Origin of the sequence: Caulobacter sp. FWC26, assembly GCF_002742645.2 — a bacterium.
GTDB lineage: Bacteria > Pseudomonadota > Alphaproteobacteria > Caulobacterales > Caulobacteraceae > Caulobacter.
This window is the reverse complement of record NZ_CP033873.1, coordinates 282,961-298,222: the sequence shown is the minus strand read 5'-3', so window position 1 is coordinate 298,222 and position 15,262 is coordinate 282,961. Positions and strand designations below refer to the sequence as shown.

Annotated in this window: 11 protein-coding genes and 3 pseudogenes; 9 read left to right on the top strand and 5 right to left on the bottom strand. The window is 66.1% G+C overall.

The annotated features are described in order from the left end of the window. Positions 1-299: 299 nt before the first annotated feature. Positions 300-521 (top strand): hypothetical protein, encoded by a 222-nt coding sequence (locus tag CSW63_RS01395; RefSeq protein ID WP_099504076.1) that lies wholly within the window; start codon positions 300-302, stop codon positions 519-521. A 55-nt stretch (positions 522-576) separates the two neighbouring features. Here the strand turns inward: CSW63_RS01395 and CSW63_RS01390 are convergent, their stop codons facing one another. Further along, on the bottom strand, positions 577-2,025 hold the full coding sequence (locus CSW63_RS01390) for a hypothetical protein (protein WP_099504074.1): 1,449 nt from the start codon (positions 2,023-2,025) through the stop codon (positions 577-579). Positions 2,026-2,341: 316 nt separating this feature from the next. On the opposite strand from CSW63_RS01390, the gene CSW63_RS01385 reads away from it, so the two are divergent. Continuing rightward, on the top strand, positions 2,342-2,785 hold the full coding sequence (locus CSW63_RS01385; RefSeq protein ID WP_099504072.1) for a hypothetical protein: 444 nt from the start codon (positions 2,342-2,344) through the stop codon (positions 2,783-2,785). Positions 2,786-2,872: 87 nt separating this feature from the next. Here the strand turns inward: CSW63_RS01385 and CSW63_RS01380 are convergent, their stop codons facing one another. Beyond that, complete coding sequence (locus tag CSW63_RS01380) at positions 2,873-3,229, bottom strand: hypothetical protein (protein WP_099504070.1); 357 nt, start codon at positions 3,227-3,229, stop codon at positions 2,873-2,875. A gap of 622 nt (positions 3,230-3,851) precedes the next feature. On the opposite strand from CSW63_RS01380, the gene CSW63_RS01375 reads away from it, so the two are divergent. Both CSW63_RS01375 and CSW63_RS01370 read left to right on the top strand, forming a co-directional pair. Next, a complete protein-coding gene (locus tag CSW63_RS01375; RefSeq protein WP_099504068.1) occupies positions 3,852-4,448 on the top strand; it encodes a hypothetical protein in 597 nt (198 codons plus the stop codon). A 156-nt stretch (positions 4,449-4,604) separates the two neighbouring features. Then, a complete protein-coding gene (locus CSW63_RS01370) occupies positions 4,605-4,895 on the top strand; it encodes a helix-turn-helix domain-containing protein (protein WP_371415223.1) in 291 nt (96 codons plus the stop codon). Positions 4,896-4,948: 53 nt separating this feature from the next. On the opposite strand, the pseudogene CSW63_RS01365 reads toward CSW63_RS01370, so the two are convergent. Further along, positions 4,949-6,004: pseudogene (locus CSW63_RS01365) on the bottom strand (Tn3 family transposase); the annotation flags it as partial. On the opposite strand from CSW63_RS01365, the pseudogene CSW63_RS01360 reads away from it, so the two are divergent. The 5 genes and pseudogenes from CSW63_RS01360 to CSW63_RS01345 form a co-directional block, all read left to right on the top strand. After that, positions 5,987-8,851 (top strand): annotated as a pseudogene (locus CSW63_RS01360) (efflux RND transporter permease subunit); the annotation flags it as partial. The pseudogenes CSW63_RS01365 and CSW63_RS01360 sit on opposite strands and share 18 nt — an antisense overlap. A 235-nt stretch (positions 8,852-9,086) precedes the next feature. Next, the gene (locus CSW63_RS01355; protein ID WP_099504416.1) at positions 9,087-9,359 is read left to right on the top strand and encodes a hypothetical protein; all 273 of its coding nucleotides are present in this window, start codon (positions 9,087-9,089) and stop codon (positions 9,357-9,359) included. A 48-nt stretch (positions 9,360-9,407) separates the two neighbouring features. Further along, complete coding sequence (locus CSW63_RS23275) at positions 9,408-9,554, top strand: hypothetical protein (RefSeq protein ID WP_168193569.1); 147 nt, start codon at positions 9,408-9,410, stop codon at positions 9,552-9,554. Between the two features lie 195 nt (positions 9,555-9,749). Beyond that, positions 9,750-10,079: pseudogene (locus tag CSW63_RS01350) on the top strand (arsenical resistance protein ArsH); the annotation flags it as partial. Then, positions 10,076-10,585 (top strand): arsinothricin resistance N-acetyltransferase ArsN1 family A, encoded by a 510-nt coding sequence (locus tag CSW63_RS01345; protein ID WP_099504414.1) that lies wholly within the window; start codon positions 10,076-10,078, stop codon positions 10,583-10,585. The pseudogene CSW63_RS01350 and the gene CSW63_RS01345, both read left to right, overlap by 4 nt. A gap of 112 nt (positions 10,586-10,697) precedes the next feature. Here the strand turns inward: CSW63_RS01345 and CSW63_RS01340 are convergent, their stop codons facing one another. Together CSW63_RS01340 and CSW63_RS01335 are read right to left on the bottom strand one after the other, a co-directional pair. Further along, the gene (locus tag CSW63_RS01340) at positions 10,698-13,835 is read right to left on the bottom strand and encodes an error-prone DNA polymerase (protein ID WP_099504411.1); all 3,138 of its coding nucleotides are present in this window, start codon (positions 13,833-13,835) and stop codon (positions 10,698-10,700) included. Continuing rightward, positions 13,832-15,256 (bottom strand): DNA polymerase Y family protein, encoded by a 1,425-nt coding sequence (locus CSW63_RS01335; RefSeq protein WP_246842009.1) that lies wholly within the window; start codon positions 15,254-15,256, stop codon positions 13,832-13,834. Before CSW63_RS01335 ends, CSW63_RS01340 begins: the two co-directional genes overlap by 4 nt. Between the last annotated feature and the right edge of the window lie 6 nt (positions 15,257-15,262).

The following is a 15,262-nucleotide window of genomic DNA, read 5'->3' as shown; positions in this document are numbered from 1 at the left end:
TTTACTCCGGCTGCTTGATCAGCCGGTCTGCTCAGTTCAGAGACGGCACCCCCAAACAAAGCCGTTCTCACGCGGCGTTGTACGCGAACCTCCACCAATAAGCGGACTCGGCTCAACCTCAACTAGAGCGAGGCCTAGGCAATCCCGCCGTGATCGGCAACCCGAAAAGTACGTGGTCGTGCGATTTTAATTTCTCCGCAGGCGGAAAAAGTCGGACGTCGCGGAAAGGCTAGCTGGCCGGCGCCCTCGCGGCCCGGCCCGAACGCCGTTATGGGAAGCCGCAAGAGGGATGGCTCGTCATGACGAAAACCGCGAACCTGCTTGTCGAGGTCGAGGCGCTGTTCGCCGCCGCGCGCCGCCAGGATCTGGTCACGCTGCAGATCAGAGTCGGCGAGGACCTGCGCGCGGCCTTCGAGGCCCAGGCCGGCGCCTTGCTGACCGCCGGCGCCTACAAGGGCGTGCCGGTCAGTTTCGACGCCATCGATCCTGCCGCCATCCTGACGGAGACGGAGCCGGCGTGAGCGCGCACGCCGCCCGGACACGCCCTATTCGAACGCAAACGTCGAGCATGGCGCGTCAACGGCCGGCCCCTTGGACCTTGCGCGCCCAGGCCCGATCGATCGCCCGCTCCAGCGTCTCCATCGTGGCGAGTCTGGTTTTCTGGGCCTGGGCCCTGTCGCCGGGAACCGACAGCATGACGAGCGCCGCCTCCGCGCGGGCCACGGCCCGATCCTTCAACACCTCCAGGATCAGGCGCGACAGCGTCTCCTGGGCCCGCCAGAGCGGCGCGGTCGCCAGAAAGACCTTGTCGGCGTCCAGCAGCCCCAGGTCGATGAAGTTGAAGGATGGCCGCTCTGGATCGTCGGTCAGGCCTTCAGCGAGATCGGCTCTCAGCGCCGAGCGGCCATGCACCAGCAGGACATCGGCCAGGCGGATCCGCGCGTCCATCGCATCGCCCGCCGCCACGCAGGCGGCGAAGTCGCAGAGCACCCGCCAGGCGCGACGCTCCTCGTAGGGATTTTCGAGATCGGGCCGGACCCGCGCGCGCGATCGCCACCGCCCGATGTTCAGCCGCGCCACGTCGAAGAAGCGCTCCACGCCCATGGGATCGCGGGAAATGGGTTCGGGCGGCAGGCGCGGTGTGCGATCCATCCGCAACAGCCGTTGGAACTTTCGCACCGCATCGCCGTGGTCGCCGGTTGTCATCGCTAGCCTTCCGGCGATGGCCAGGGCCCTGGCGTAACCGTAAGCGTCGGCCCCGAACGGGGCGTTGACGATCAGCTTGGTGGCGATGGCCAGGTGCTCCTTGTCGCCATAGAGCTTGCGGAACAACGCCACCACCTTGCGGGACCTGCGGTAGAGGCGCTGGGTTTCGGCGCGCTTGACCAGACCGCCTAGGCCCGCAGCGGTCTCCAGTTCCTCGTCCAGCAACTCGGCCTGCAGCCAGGGATCCAGAGGGTGCTGTCGCGCCAGGTCCTTCAGGCGCGTTATGCGTTCGGCGCCGCTCGCCAGGTCCATCGCCCGCCCGACCGCGTCGTAGACCGTCTTGCCCAGCGGCGTACGATAAAGCACCGCCTCTCCGGCGCTCGAATAACCGGCGTTGGCATAGGATGGCCCAGCCGCCTCGCCGCCTCGGGGCATGTAGAAATCCACCAAGGCGCCGACCTTGGCGTAGCGTTCCTCGTGGCCCTCCGGCGAGGCGAACAGGCCCATGTCCGGTACGAGATCGCATTTGAAGGCCTGCACCGGGTCGCGCGGGCGCTGGGCCGCGAGCGCGACCCTGAAGCCCTGGAGGCGGCGGGCGCCGCCGTCATCGAGCGCCTCGTCATAGGGACCGGGACTGGCCGGCCGCTTGAGCGACTGGCGCAGTTCGTGGGCGTTCGAAAAGCCGTAGAGGCGCGAAAGCCATTCCTGGATGCGCTGAAGGGGCTGGTCTGTCAGCAGCGACAGGCGGCGCGCGCGCACCGAAAAGTCCTTGGCGCTGGGCGGCACAAAGCGGCCGCCGATCGAGGTCATCGGGTCCATCACGGATCTCTTTCTGGACGGGCCGCGGCGGCGCTGCGGGCGCCGGATTGCCCGCAACCCACCCATCGACCCGCGCGAAGAAACCGCATGGCGTGGCTGGTCATCATGATGTTCGACTTGGGTTCAGCGCATTCCCGAGGGCTCCGGCGTCTGCGATCGTCGAGAACCGCTGATCAGCATCGTGCCCCTAAGCGCCGCCGCCCGCAAGGGGCCAAGGCCAGCACCGCGTCCGGCCGACGCGCCGCCCCGCCAGACTTGGGCTTTCGCCGACTCGGGCCCATAGTCTTGGTTGCGGGATCCCAGAAGAGGTCGGTCGATGTCGAACACCGCGTCCCAGGACCAGCCCGAACGGGCGCTCAAGCTCCACCCCGACCTGGAAGCCTTCCTGAACGCCAGATGCGCCAAGTCGGGTCGCTCGCGCGAAGGCGAGATCGCCTGCCTGATCGGCGAGGCGATGGCGGCGGCCGAGATCCCACCCGCGCCGACCTCGTCGCCGTTCCAGTGCAGCCAGGAGCTGATGGCGGAAAAGGCCGAGTGCCAGGACTGTGGCGAGCGCATCCTCCACAACGCCAAGCTCTGGGCCGAGCGCCATGTGCAACTGACCGGCCATCGCGTCGCCGTGTCGCTGCACTACGATCTCCGCGACGAGGACTGGCAAGCAAAGCTGACGCCCGAGCGACGGGCGGAAATCGACTCCGCGCGCGACGGCGACACCGCGCGGGCCCTGGCCGCCTCGCTCCTGAAGCGCTCCAAGCACTAGCCAACGCCGTCCGGAGCGCCGGACCCGTTCTCATGCCAAAAGGGCCGCCCACAAGGAGCGGCCCTCCCGGCTTGACGCTTGGTGGCCTCAGGCCACCTCACCGCCGCCCAGGCTGCCGACGCAGACCGAAGCAAGGTTCACCACGATCACCGCCAGATAGAGGGTGATGATGGTCAGCTCCACCCGGCGCAGTTTCTGGCCGGGCTCACGACCGACCAGAAGCAGCGCCAGATGCAGCCCCGCCACGACGGCGAGCAGGATCGCCTCGATGACGAAGCGACGGGCGCTGACCGCGCCCAGGGCCCGGCCCAGGGCGTGGATCGCGTCGCCCAGGACCGGACGGATGAGGGCGATGACTTCGCCCCCCTGTTGATGGCTGGCGGCAGCCCCGATCAGCACGAGGCCGACCAGAAGCATGACGCCGATGAAGCGCTTAGCGCGCATGATTTTAGCCTCCAAAGCCGTTCGACGCGGCGGATGCGGCGCCGGCGCTCGGGAGAGATCTGCAGGAACGCTGCCCGGACGCAGGCGCGACCTTCGGACCGGCGCGCCCAGGGGTCGAGAGGGCTTAATCTGGCTGGCTGTAGCTTGCGGTCGCCCGCCCCCGCTGGCGCTTTTCACCGCCCTCGGCGGGTAGGCGCGCCCCTGTTGATATCCTGTGGATATCTAGCGCGCCAAGATGAGGTTCGGACATCTTCAGCCGCCAAATTCCTGCATCCGTTCGGCGTGGCGCTACGATTTGCCCATTGAAGGGGCCTCGCGGGCGCGATAGCGTCGGAACCGCAGGAACGCTGCCTATGCAGTGTCGAAGAAGGGGGCCGAGCGCGATGCACGGCCCTCTTTTTTTGTCCAGGCCACTTCAACCCACTTTAAGTCACTCTAGGTTGATTTCATCTCATACGGGCCGTTTTCGCTCATTTTGCCTCACAGTGATATACTGCCGTCCGGATGAGGTGAAACGACATCGGCGAAGGCGAGAACCTTGCCTAATTGGGCATTGGTCAGGTAAAGGGGGTACACGGGGAGGGCGCAGCATCTAGCCATGCACTTCCAATTGGAGGGGGCGATGGCTGACGTTACTGTTCCTGAAGACCATTGGAGCGGCCTGAAAGGGTCCGCCAACTGCTACGTCCCTCAGGGGCGCGCCTTTTCATTTCAAGATAAATATACGCAGACGGACGTTCACGACGTCTCGAAGGCGGCCGGCTTCCGAAACTTCTCGGTGCAGTTGATCGGCAAGGTCATGCGGCTCAACGCCGTCAAGCACGAGAAGGCCGAGCAGTTCATTGCCGCCTACAAGTTGCTCCACGCCAAGCGCACGGACCTGGGCGACCCCAAGGACATGACGATCGTCGCGGCGATCTTCGGCATCCCCAAGCTCGGCGAGTACATGAAGGCGGCCAGCCTGGATGTCGCCGCGTTGAGCCTCGCATCGAACGTCAGCCACTCGGCGATCGAGCACGCGCTGGACAAGGGCCGCGTCACGGGCGGGATCGCCAGCGCTCTGCACGACGCCCTGGGAAAGGTGCCGCCGCTGCCGCTCTTCTGCAGCAGTCGCGCCATCCAGGCTGTCGGCAGGTTGTCGCTGGCGGAAGAGAACGCCTTCACGCTTTCGGACCTCAGCCTGCCCCTGCCCAAGAACGCCCCGGCGATCTGGCCCTGACGGCGGACGCAAGCAGGCCTGGCGCAGTCACGCTCTCGGCCGTTATTTCCGATAAGATATATTATACGGCATGAGGGTGTAGCCGCCGGATAGTAATGTCACTCCTGTGCCAGTTAGAGATGTCACCCTCCCTCGATAACGCGGGAGGCCCTCAGGATGACGTTGCACTTCATGAGCGACAAGGAGCTTTCACGGCTTGAGGTTCTTCGCGATCTGACGAGCGGCAGGCTTACCGTTGCGGCCGCCGGCGAGCTCCTGGGATTGGAACGTCGGCAGGTCCTGCGGCTCTCCAAGGCCTACCAAGAGCAAGGTGCGACCGCCCCGATATCCAAGAAGCGCGGGCGAACGAGCAATCGCGCGACGCCATCCCGACGCGGACGAACCAAGACCGTGCAGCTCTGGGCCTATGGGCTCGCCTCAAGGTTTGTACGCCAGAACACGCTTTGAAGAACGAACCATGAATATGGGCTATGCGGCGCGGTAGAACTGTCGGCGGGATCGTTGAGAGGCCTGAACCCGCCTGCGGTCGCGGCGTCGGCCCAGAGATAGTCGCCCGTCAGGCCGATATGGGCCCAACTCATTGGCGACAGGTGCGCCAGAAGCTCATCGGGCGCGGCTACCTCCCTGTCCCGGAGATGCTCGACGGCGCGCTGCATATATAATGTGTTCCACAGGGCGATGGCGGCGATCACCAGATTGAGGCCCGAGGCGCGGTGCTCCTGGTTTTGCAGGGTGCGATCGGCAATCCGGCCCTGTTTGTGAACGAACACCGCCTGGGCAAGCGCATGACGGGCCTCGCTCTTGTTCAGGCCCGCCTGGCAACGCCGGCGCAACTCGGGGCTCTCCAACCAATCCAGGGTGAACAGGGTCCGCTCGATCCGGCCGACCTCTGCCAGGGCCATGTCCAACCGGTTCTGCCGCTTGAAGGCCGACAGCTTCTTGAGAATCACCGATGGCGCGACGGAGCCGGCCTTGATCGACGCAGCCAACCGGACAATGTCGTCCCAGTTCTCCACGATCATATCGACCCGGATCGGGCGGCCTAGCATAGGCTCGAGGATCTTGTGACGTGGCTCGGTGCCGATGATGGCCAGCCGACGATCCTGCAGATCGCGGAGGCGGGGCACGAACCGGTAGCCGAGGAGGTGGCATAGGGCGAAGACGTGGTCGGTGGCCCCGCCGGTATCGGTGTAGTGCTCCCCGCCTCCGCGACCGATCAGGCCGTCGAGCACATAGGGCGCCTCCGACGAAGTGGCCGACAACACGCGGGTGTGGAACGAGCCGTGCATGTCGGACAGGTGGGTGTAGATCCGCAAACCGGGCTCGGGCCCATACTTGGCGTTGACCTCGCCGGCTCCGCCCCGCCGGCGGCCCGAGCGGAAGAATTGGCCGTCGGACGACGAGGCTTGGCCATCGCCCCAGTGGCGGGCGAACGGCTGAGCGTGGTGGACCTCGATGATCCTTGCCAGCGCCGCCTTGTAGTTCTCTTCGCTCAGATACCAGCTCTGGGTCCAGGCCAACTGCGCGTAGGTGACGCCCTGGCTTGCGTTGGCCAGACCCTGCCCGAGGGCGCTCAGCCGGCCATGGGTCCGATCTCGTCGGGCCTGGGCGAAGTGCTGATGTGGACGGTCGCCTATGACCATCCCGGCGGGCGCGGGGCTAAGGTCAAGGACGGCGCGCCCGGCTGGCAATCGGATGGCGCCTATCTGACGCCCGCGGGCGAACGCCTGACCGACGCTGTCGCCCATGCGGCCTATCTGCGCGAGGTGCAGGACTGGATCGTCCGGCCGCAGATGCGCGGGGTGGCCGGCGTCGCCGGCGTCGACTCCATCGGCGGCTATGAAAAGCAGTTCGCCGTCCAGGCCGACCCGGGACGCATGGCGTCCTATGGCGTGTCGTTCAGCGAGCTGAGCAAGGCGTTGGAGGCGGCCAACATCGCCGTAGGCGCCAACTTCATGGAGCGCGGCGGCGAGGCCTATCTGGTCCGTGCCGACGCGCGCGTTCGCAACATCGACGAGATCGCAGGCGCCACGGTCGCCACGCGGCAAGGCGTGTCGATCCGAGTGGCAGACGTCGCCACCGTCAAGGTCGGCGGCGGCTTGCGGACCGGCGCGGCCTCGGAAAACGGCGAAGAAGTGGTCGTCGGCACCGTGCTGATGCTAACCGGCGAAAACAGCCGCACCGTGGCCGGCGCTTCGGCTGAACGGCTCAAGGAGATCGCCAAGAGCCTGCCGCCTGGGGTGAAGGTGCAGATCACCTACGATCGCTCTAAGCTTGTCAACGCCACCATCAAGACCGTCGAGAAGAACCTGGTCGAAGGCGCCTTGCTGGTCATCGTGGTTCTGTTCTTGCTGCTGGGGAACTTCCGCGCCGCCCTGATCACCGCCTTGGTCATACCGCTGTCGATGCTGATGACGGCGATCGGCATGAACAGGCTGGGCGTGTCGGGCAACCTCATGAGCCTGGGGGCCCTGGACTTTGGCCTCATCGTCGACGGCGCGGTGATCATTGTCGAGAACAGCCTGCGTCGGCTGGCCGAACGTCAGCACCATGAGGGCCGGCTCCTGACCCTCAGCGAGCGTCTTCGCGAGACCCGCGAAGCCGCCCGCGAGATGATCGCCCCGACCGTCTACGGCCAGGCGATCATCCTGCTGGTCTATGCGCCGCTGCTGACCTTCACCGGCGTCGAGGGAAAGACCTTCTCGCCGATGGCCATCACCGTGATGCTGGCCCTGGCTGCGGCTTTCGTGCTGTCGCTGACCTTCATTCCGGCGATGATCGCTCTGCTCATTCGCGGCAAGGTCGCGGAGAAGGAAGTGGGCATGGTCCGTTGGACCAAGGTTCGCTACGAGCCGTTGCTGCGCAAGTCGGTCGCCAAGCCGTGGCCTGTGATCGGCGCGGCCGTGGGCATGTTCGTCCTGGCCATGGTCACCTTCTCGTTCCTGGGCCGGGAGTTCACGCCCCAGCTCGACGAGAAGGACCTGGCCGTCCAGGCCCTGCGCATCCCGTCCACGTCGCTGGAGCAATCGCTGCGTATGCAGCGGCAAATCGAACGGACGATCGCCGCCTTCCCCGAAGTCGAGTTCGTCTATTCCAAGACAGGCACGGCCGAGGTGGCAAGCGATCCGATGCCGCCTAACGCCTCGGACAGCTTCATCATTCTCAAACCGCAGGACCAATGGCCCAACAAGAAGGAGAGCAAGGCGCAACTCGTCGCCCGCATGGAGAAGAAGCTCGAGGGCCTGACCGGCAACGTCTACGAGTTCAGCCAACCCATCCAGATGCGGTTCAACGAGCTGATCGCCGGTGTGCGCGGCGACGTGGCGATCAAGGTCTATGGCGATGACCTGGACGCCATGACCGCCAGCGCCGGCCAGATCGCCAAGGCGCTGCAGAGCGTCAAGGGCGCCGCCGACGTCAAGGTCGAACAGACCTCGGGCTTCCCGACCCTGGACGTGTCGCTTGACCGCGACACGATCGGGCGCCTGGGCCTCACCGTCGAAGAGGTCGCCGACACCCTGGCGGTGGCCATGAGCGGACGCGAGTCCGGCCTGGTCTTCCAGGGCGACCGACGCTTCGACATCGTCGTGCGCCTTCCCGACGCCACCCGCAACGACCTGGACGCGGTCGGTGCGCTGCCGGTGATGCTGCCTGAAAGGGCAGGGGGCGGCGCGCGCCTGTCGGTGCCGCTGCGTGACGTGGCCCGCTTCTCCTATTCGGAGGGCCTCAACCAGGTCAGCCGCGAGAATGGCAAGCGTCGGGTCGTGGTGCAGGCCAACGTGCGTGGCAACGACCTGGGCTCGTTCGTCTCCGAGGCGCAAGCCAAGGTCGATGCGCAGGTCAAGCTGCCGGCCGGCTCCTGGGTCGAGTGGAGCGGGCAGTTTGAGAACCTCAAGGCGGCGCAAGCGCGTCTCGCCCTGGTCGTTCCGCTCTGCTTCCTGCTGATCTTCGCCCTGCTCTACATAGCGCTGGGCGGCTTTGCGCCGGCCCTGGCGGTGTTCTCGGCCGTCCCCCTGGCCCTAGCCGGTGGGGTGTTTGGCCTAGCACTGCGAGGCATCCCGTTCTCGGTCTCAGCCGCCGTCGGGTTCATCGCGCTCTCGGGCGTGGCCGTGCTCAACGGCCTTGTGATGATGACAGCCATTCGCCAGCGCCTCGACGAGAGGGCGGTGATCGACGCAGCCATTATCGAGGGCGCGCTGGAGCGACTTCGTCCGGTAATGATGACCGGCCTTGTCGCCTCGCTGGGTTTCCTGCCTATGGCCCTGGCTACCGAGACCGGGGCGGAGGTGCAGCGCCCCTTGGCGACCGTGGTGATCGGCGGGCTGGTGACGGCGACACTATTGACCCTGTTCGTGCTACCGGCGATCTGTCGCCTGGTCTTCAAGCCGCGTCCTACGAAATAGAATTGCCAGCCCCGGCTCTGTTCTTGGGGCCGGGGCTTGGGTTGTTGCCATTCAACCCATGAGGGGATCCCTGCTGCGGCGGCACGGCCAGTGACTACAGTGTGATCGAGGCGCGATCGAACCCGGCAGAGACGCCCTTACGGGATGATATGCCCTTTTCGTAGCCGCCAAAGAGCGTAAGAGTGATCGAATGTTTCGGAAGGTAGCGAGATCAAGACTGCTGTCCCGAGGGCTGATGTTCTTAGCCGCTCTTATGCTGTTCGTCGCCCCGACATTGCCGGCCGTCGCGCAGACGCTTTCGAACGACTGTTGCGCTGAGACGCCCTGCCACGACAACGTCAAGGACGCATTTTGCCCTGACGCCTGCATCATCGCCTGCCAGGTTCTGGTCACGCCCGACAGTCTGTTGGTTCAAACGGCCGAGATCAGTTCGGCCCCGCAGTCGGCCATGCACTCTATCATGCCTCCGGGCCAAGCTATGGCGCCGGAGCTTCCACCACCCCGATAAGTTCGAGTTCAGACGAAAATCTCATCAATCTGAAATCGGAAAATCAACATGAAACGTATCTTCGCGACCGCAGCCTTCGTGCTGCTGGCTTCCGCCACGGCTGCCTACGCCGCCGCTCCGGAAGCCGTTGTCAAAGCTGTTGAGGCCTGTTGCGCCCTCGGCGCCGCGTGCTGCAACGGCGGCCCCTGTTGCTGATCTAGCCGGATAGGCTAGATGGGACGCCCGCCTCGCAAGGGGTGGGCGTTTTGGCTTGAAAAGTAGCATCGCAACTCAAAACATCAGACCATCGGGGTAGCTTAGGTATCTTCCTACCTGGGCAACGCGCCTTGCCTGGTATTCATGTTTTGTTCTTCAAAGCGTGTTCTGGCGTACAAACCTTGAGGCGAGCCCGTGATGCAAGTCAGCGGCGGCTCGCAGTCGTTCAACGCTGTCAACACCCTGCGCCTGCTGGGGCGCTGGATGCGGATGATCACCATCCCCAACCAGTCGTCCGTGGCCATGGCCTACAAGGAGTTCGACGAGAACGATCGCATGAAGCCGTCCAGCTACTACGAGCGCGTCGTCGACGTGATGGAGGAGCTGGTGAAGTTCACCCTGCTGACCCGCGACCGGGCCGACTACCTCGTCGACCGCTACAGCGAGCGCAAGGCCAACGGACGCATCCCCGAGCATGTCGCTCTCGCCGCCGAAGCCATGAACCACGAGACCGCCACCGCATGACCGCCAACACCCTCACCGCTCGTCCGGCGACGATCGCCGACGCCGACGCCATGGCCGCCATCTACAACGAGGGCATGGAGGACCGGGTTGCCACCTTCGAGACGAGCTTACGCACCGCGCAAGACCTTGCAGGGTGGTTCGACGGACAGCACCCGGTCATCGCCGTCGTCGATCAGGACAACCAGGTCGTCGCCTATGCTGCGACCTTCTCATACGCCGACCGCTGCTGCTACGCGGGGATCGCTGAGTTCTCGGTCTATGTCCGGCGGTCCCACCGTGGCAAAGGCGTCGGCGTGGTCGCCATGACCGCGCTGATCGACGCGGCGGCAGAGGCGGGGTTCTGGAAGCTGCTGTCGCGCGTGTTCGTGGAGAACAAGGCCAGCCTGGGTTTGCTGCATTCGGTGGGCTTCCGCGAGGTCGGAGTGCACGAAAAACACGGCAAGCTCGATGGCGTCTGGCGGGACGTGGTCGCGGTGGAAAGGGTTCTGGAGGCCAATCTCGCCTAGTCAGGCGCCCACAGGCCGCAGCAGCCGCTCCCCGCGGCCGACGCTGTCCTCGCCCACACCCCGCCTGCAAGCCATGGCGATGCTCAAGTGGCCTGCTCGATAGCCGGTAGGTTCAGCAGAAATTGCGACTGCGCTGGGCCCAGGCCATGTCGCCTTGGTCGCCCGATCGCGATTGTAGCGTCTGCAGGACGTCGCCCAGGTCGTGGACCTTGTAGGCGACCAGGTGGACCACATCGCCTTCGCGCTGGATCCGCCCATCGACGCCGAGCAAGCTGGCGCCCAGGATCACCCGGCGCTGCTTCTCGTAGAGCGTTGGCCAAATGACCAGATTGGCCACGCCGCTCTCGTCCTCGATGGTGATGAACATCACGCCCTTGGCCGATCCTGGCCGCTGGCGCACCAGCACTAGGCCGGCGGTCTGGATGAAGTCGCCATCGCGACCCTCACCGACCTTGCGGCAGGGCGCGCGACGCTGGCGGGTCAGATCCGTCCGAAGCAGCGCCAGGGGATGGCGGCGCAGCGACAGGCCAAGATTGCCGTAGTCCTCGACGATCTCGCGACCCTCGGTCATGGCCTTCAGCTGGGGCGCCGGCTCGTTCAGCTCGCTGGCGTCGGGCTGATCGAACAAGGGCAGGGCGGTGTCGCGCAGCGCCTTGATCGCCCACATCGCTTCACGGCGGTGCAGCCGCAGGCTCGGCAAATAGGCGTCGGCCTCGGCCAACTTTCCCAGCATTCCCGGCTTTAGCCCCGAGCGCCGCCAGAGATCGTCGATGGAGGTGTAGGGGTGGTCGCCACGCGCGGCGACCAGGGTGGCGGCCTCCTCGTCGACCAGGCCCTTGATCATCCGCAGACCCAGACGAACGGCCAGGCGCCCCTCGCGGCCGGTCGGCTCAAGGGTGCAGTCCCATCGCGAGCGATTGACGCAGACGGGCCTGACCTCGACGCCATGCTCGACCGCGTCACGCACGATCTGCGAGACGCCGTAAAAGCCCATGGGCTGGGAGTTCAGGAGGGCCGCGCAAAAGGCGTCCGGGTGGTGGCATTTAAGCCAAGACGAGGCGTAGGCCAGCAGCGCGAAGCTGGCCGCATGGCTTTCCGGAAAGCCGTAGGACCCGAACCCTTCCAACTGGGAGAACGTCTTCTCGGCGTACTCCAGCTCGTAGCCCCGGGCGACCATACCGCCCACCAGCTTGTCGCGAAAATGCGTCACCCCGCCGGTCATCTTGAAGGTCGCCATGGCGCGGCGCAGCTGATCGGCCTCGCCCGGTGTGAACCCGGCGCACTCGATGGCCACGCGCATGGCCTGCTCCTGGAAAAGCGGAACACCCAAGGTCTTGCCCAGGACCTTCTCCAGCTCGGGCGTGGGATAGCTGACCGGCTCCAGGCCCTCGCGCCGGCGAAGGTAGGGATGGACCATGTCGCCCTGGATCGGGCCGGGACGAACGATCGCCACTTCGATCACCAGGTCGTAGAAGCTGCGCGGCTTGATGCGCGGCAACATCGCCATCTGGGCCCGGCTTTCGATCTGGAAGACGCCCAGGGTGTCGGCCTTGCGGATCATCGCATAGGTGCGCGGATCCTCCGGCGGAATGGTGGCCAGCTGCAGATGGACGCCCTTGTGCTGGGCGATCAGCGCCAGGCCCTTCTGCAGGCAGGTCAGCATGCCTAAGGCCAGAACATCGACCTTCATGAACTTCAGCTCGTCGATGTCGTCCTTGTCCCACTCGATGATCTGGCGGCTTTCCATGGCCGCCGGCTCGATCGGCACCAGCTCGTCCAGGCGGTCTTCGGTCAGGACGAATCCGCCGGGATGCTGGCTGAAGTGGCGCGGGGTGTTGAGCAGCTGCTGGGCCAGCTCTAAGGTCAGCCGCAGCCGCCGGTCCGACAGGTCCATGCCAAGGTCGACGGCGTGCTTTTCCTCGATCTCCTCGCGCGAGAAACTCCACACTTGGCTCGACAGGGCCTTGGTCATGTCCTCGGGCAAGCCCAGGACCTTGCCCACGTCGCGCACCGCGCCGCGCGGGCGAAAGCGCTGAACGACGGCGACCAGCGCGCAGCGATGTCGCCCGTAGGTGTTGAAGATCCACTGCATCACCGTCTCGCGACGCTGGTGCTCGAAATCGACATCGATGTCGGGCGGCTCGTTGCGCTCCTGGCTGACGAAGCGCTCGAACAAGAGGTCGTTGCGCTCGGGATCGATCGAGGTGATGCCCAGCACGTAGCAGACCGCCGAATTGGCGGCCGAGCCGCGGCCCTGGCAAAGGATATCCTGGGAGCGTGCGAAGCGCACGATGGAATTGACCGTCAGAAAGTAGGGCGCATAGCCCATGATCCCGATCAGCTTCAGCTCATGGTTCAGGGTCGCGCGGACCTCGGCCGGCACGCCGTCGGGGTAGCGCTCGGCCGCGCCCTCCCAGGTCTGCCGCTCCAGGGTCTCCTGGGGCGATCGCCCCTCGTTGACCTCGCTGGGATACTGGTAGCTCAGCTCATCGAGATTGAACCGGCAACGATCGGCGATCGCCACGCTCATCGCCACCGCGTCAAGGTGCTTGGCGAACAGGCGCTCGATCTCGGCCGGCGTCTGCAGATAGCGGTCGGCGTGGCGATCACGCTTGAAACCGACATCGTCGATCGTCGTGCCCTCGCGGATGCAGGTAACGACGTCCTGCAGCATCCGGCGCGAAGGCTCATGGAAGAGCACCCGGTTGGTGACCACCGGGGTGACGCCGGCGGCCCGGGCCATCTGGTCGAGGCGATAAAGCCGCAAGGCGTCGCCGGGGCGCCGGCGCAAGGTAAGAGCCAGGTGAGCGTCGGCCCCGAAAATCGCGGCCACCTTCTTCAGCTGCAGGGCGCAAAGATCGTCGGCTTTGTCGGGGATCAGGATGGCGACCAAGCCCTCGGCGTGGGCGGCAACGTCGTCCAGGTCCAGGTCGCACTCGCCCTTGCCGGCCCGGTGCTTGCCCAGCGACAGCATCCTGCAGAGCCGGGAATAGGCGGGGCGGTCGGTGGGCAGCACCAGCAGGGTCATGCCGTCGCGCAGCGCGAGCTCGCATCCGACGATTAGCCGAACCCCCGTGGCCTTGGCCGCGATATGCGCGCGCACGACGCCGGCCAGGCTGTTGCGATCGCAGATCGCCAGCGCCTCGTAGCCCAGGGCGGCGGCCTGGTCGAAAAGCTCGCCCGGCGAGGACGCGCCGCGCAGCAACGAGAAGTGCGAGGCGCACTGCAGCTCGACGTATGGGGCGCTCACGCGAAGATCCCCGCGATGAACCAGCGCTGCGTGCCGGTCGCAGGATCTTCGCCATCGCCGTCGCGGTAGAGCCAAAAGCGCTCTCCGGCATCGTCCTCGACCTGGTAGTAGTCGCGCGAGCGCGCCAGTTCGGCGTCAGCCTTCCACCATTCGCCAAACACCCGCTCGGGCCCATCGGCGCAGCGCACGCGCCGGCGAACCCCGCGCCAGGTGAAGGCGGCCGGCGGCGCGTCGGGCAACAGGGCCACCGTCTCGACCGGTTCTGGCCGGGCAAAGAGTCGCGAAGGTCGGGGCCAATCCAGCGGCCAGCAAAACTCCTCCACCGCGTCGAGCGCGGACGCGGCGCGCACCGAGCGCTCGGGCAGATCGCTTTCGGCCGAGGCCAGGCGATAGACTTGGCCAGCGCCCAAGCGATTGGTCAGGGTGTCGACCAGGGCCGACAGGTCGGTGGGGGCGTTGTTGTCGCCCAGGCTCTCGGTCTGCTTGAAGACCAGCGATTCCGCTCCAGGCGCGGCGAGGATGATCTTCTCCACGCCAAAGCCGGGATCGACGTTTTCGAGCTTTTCGCAGAGCAGCCGGGCCAGACGCTTGGCGTCCCGGGTCGGAGAGGCCATGGCGATCCTGGCCGTCTCGGTACGATTGTCGACCCGCACGAAATAGGCGTCCAGGCGCCGGGCGCCGAGGCTGACAGCTTCCAGCGCCGCGCAGAGTTCAGCGACCAGCTGGGTGACGTATCGCGCCATGGTTTCGGGCGCCCCGATCGGCTCGGCAAAAGCCCGGCGGGCTGTCAGCGTCTCGGACGCCATGACCGGCTCGATGGGCTCGGCGTGGCGGCCGAACGCCTGGTCCAGGCGCCGCACCGGGGCGTAACCGATCCGATGGGTCAAAGGCCCCTTAGGCGTGGCTTCCAGCTCGCCGACGGTATCGAAGCCCAAGCGACCGAGCGCCTCGACCGTGGCGACCGGAAGACGCAGCGCCACCACGGGCAGATCTGAGATGACCCTTCCGATCACGCCAGGATCGGCAACGTAGATGGCTCGCCGGCTGTAGCGGGCCAGGGCGTGGGCCGCGCCCCAGGTGTCGGCGATCGCGACCTGAGACTGCAGACCCACCTTCTCCAGCCGGCTGCGGATGTCGATCAGCATCTTCTCCTCGCCGCCGCGCAGGTGCGCAGCGCCGGTCGCATCGATGACCAGGCCGTCCAGGGCGTCGGGAGCGGCGATGGGCGAGTAGAGACGCTGGGCCCAGAGCGCCAGGCGATGGAGCGCGGCCGCGTCGCCGTCCGCGTCCAGGTCTTGCAGCACCAGGCCCGGGACCATGGCGCTCGCGTGAGCGACGGCCTGGCCAAGTCGAACGCCGGCTTCCACCGCCGCGGTGTTCAGACTGGCCACGGCGCGGCGACGCCCCACCCGCCCGACCATGACGAC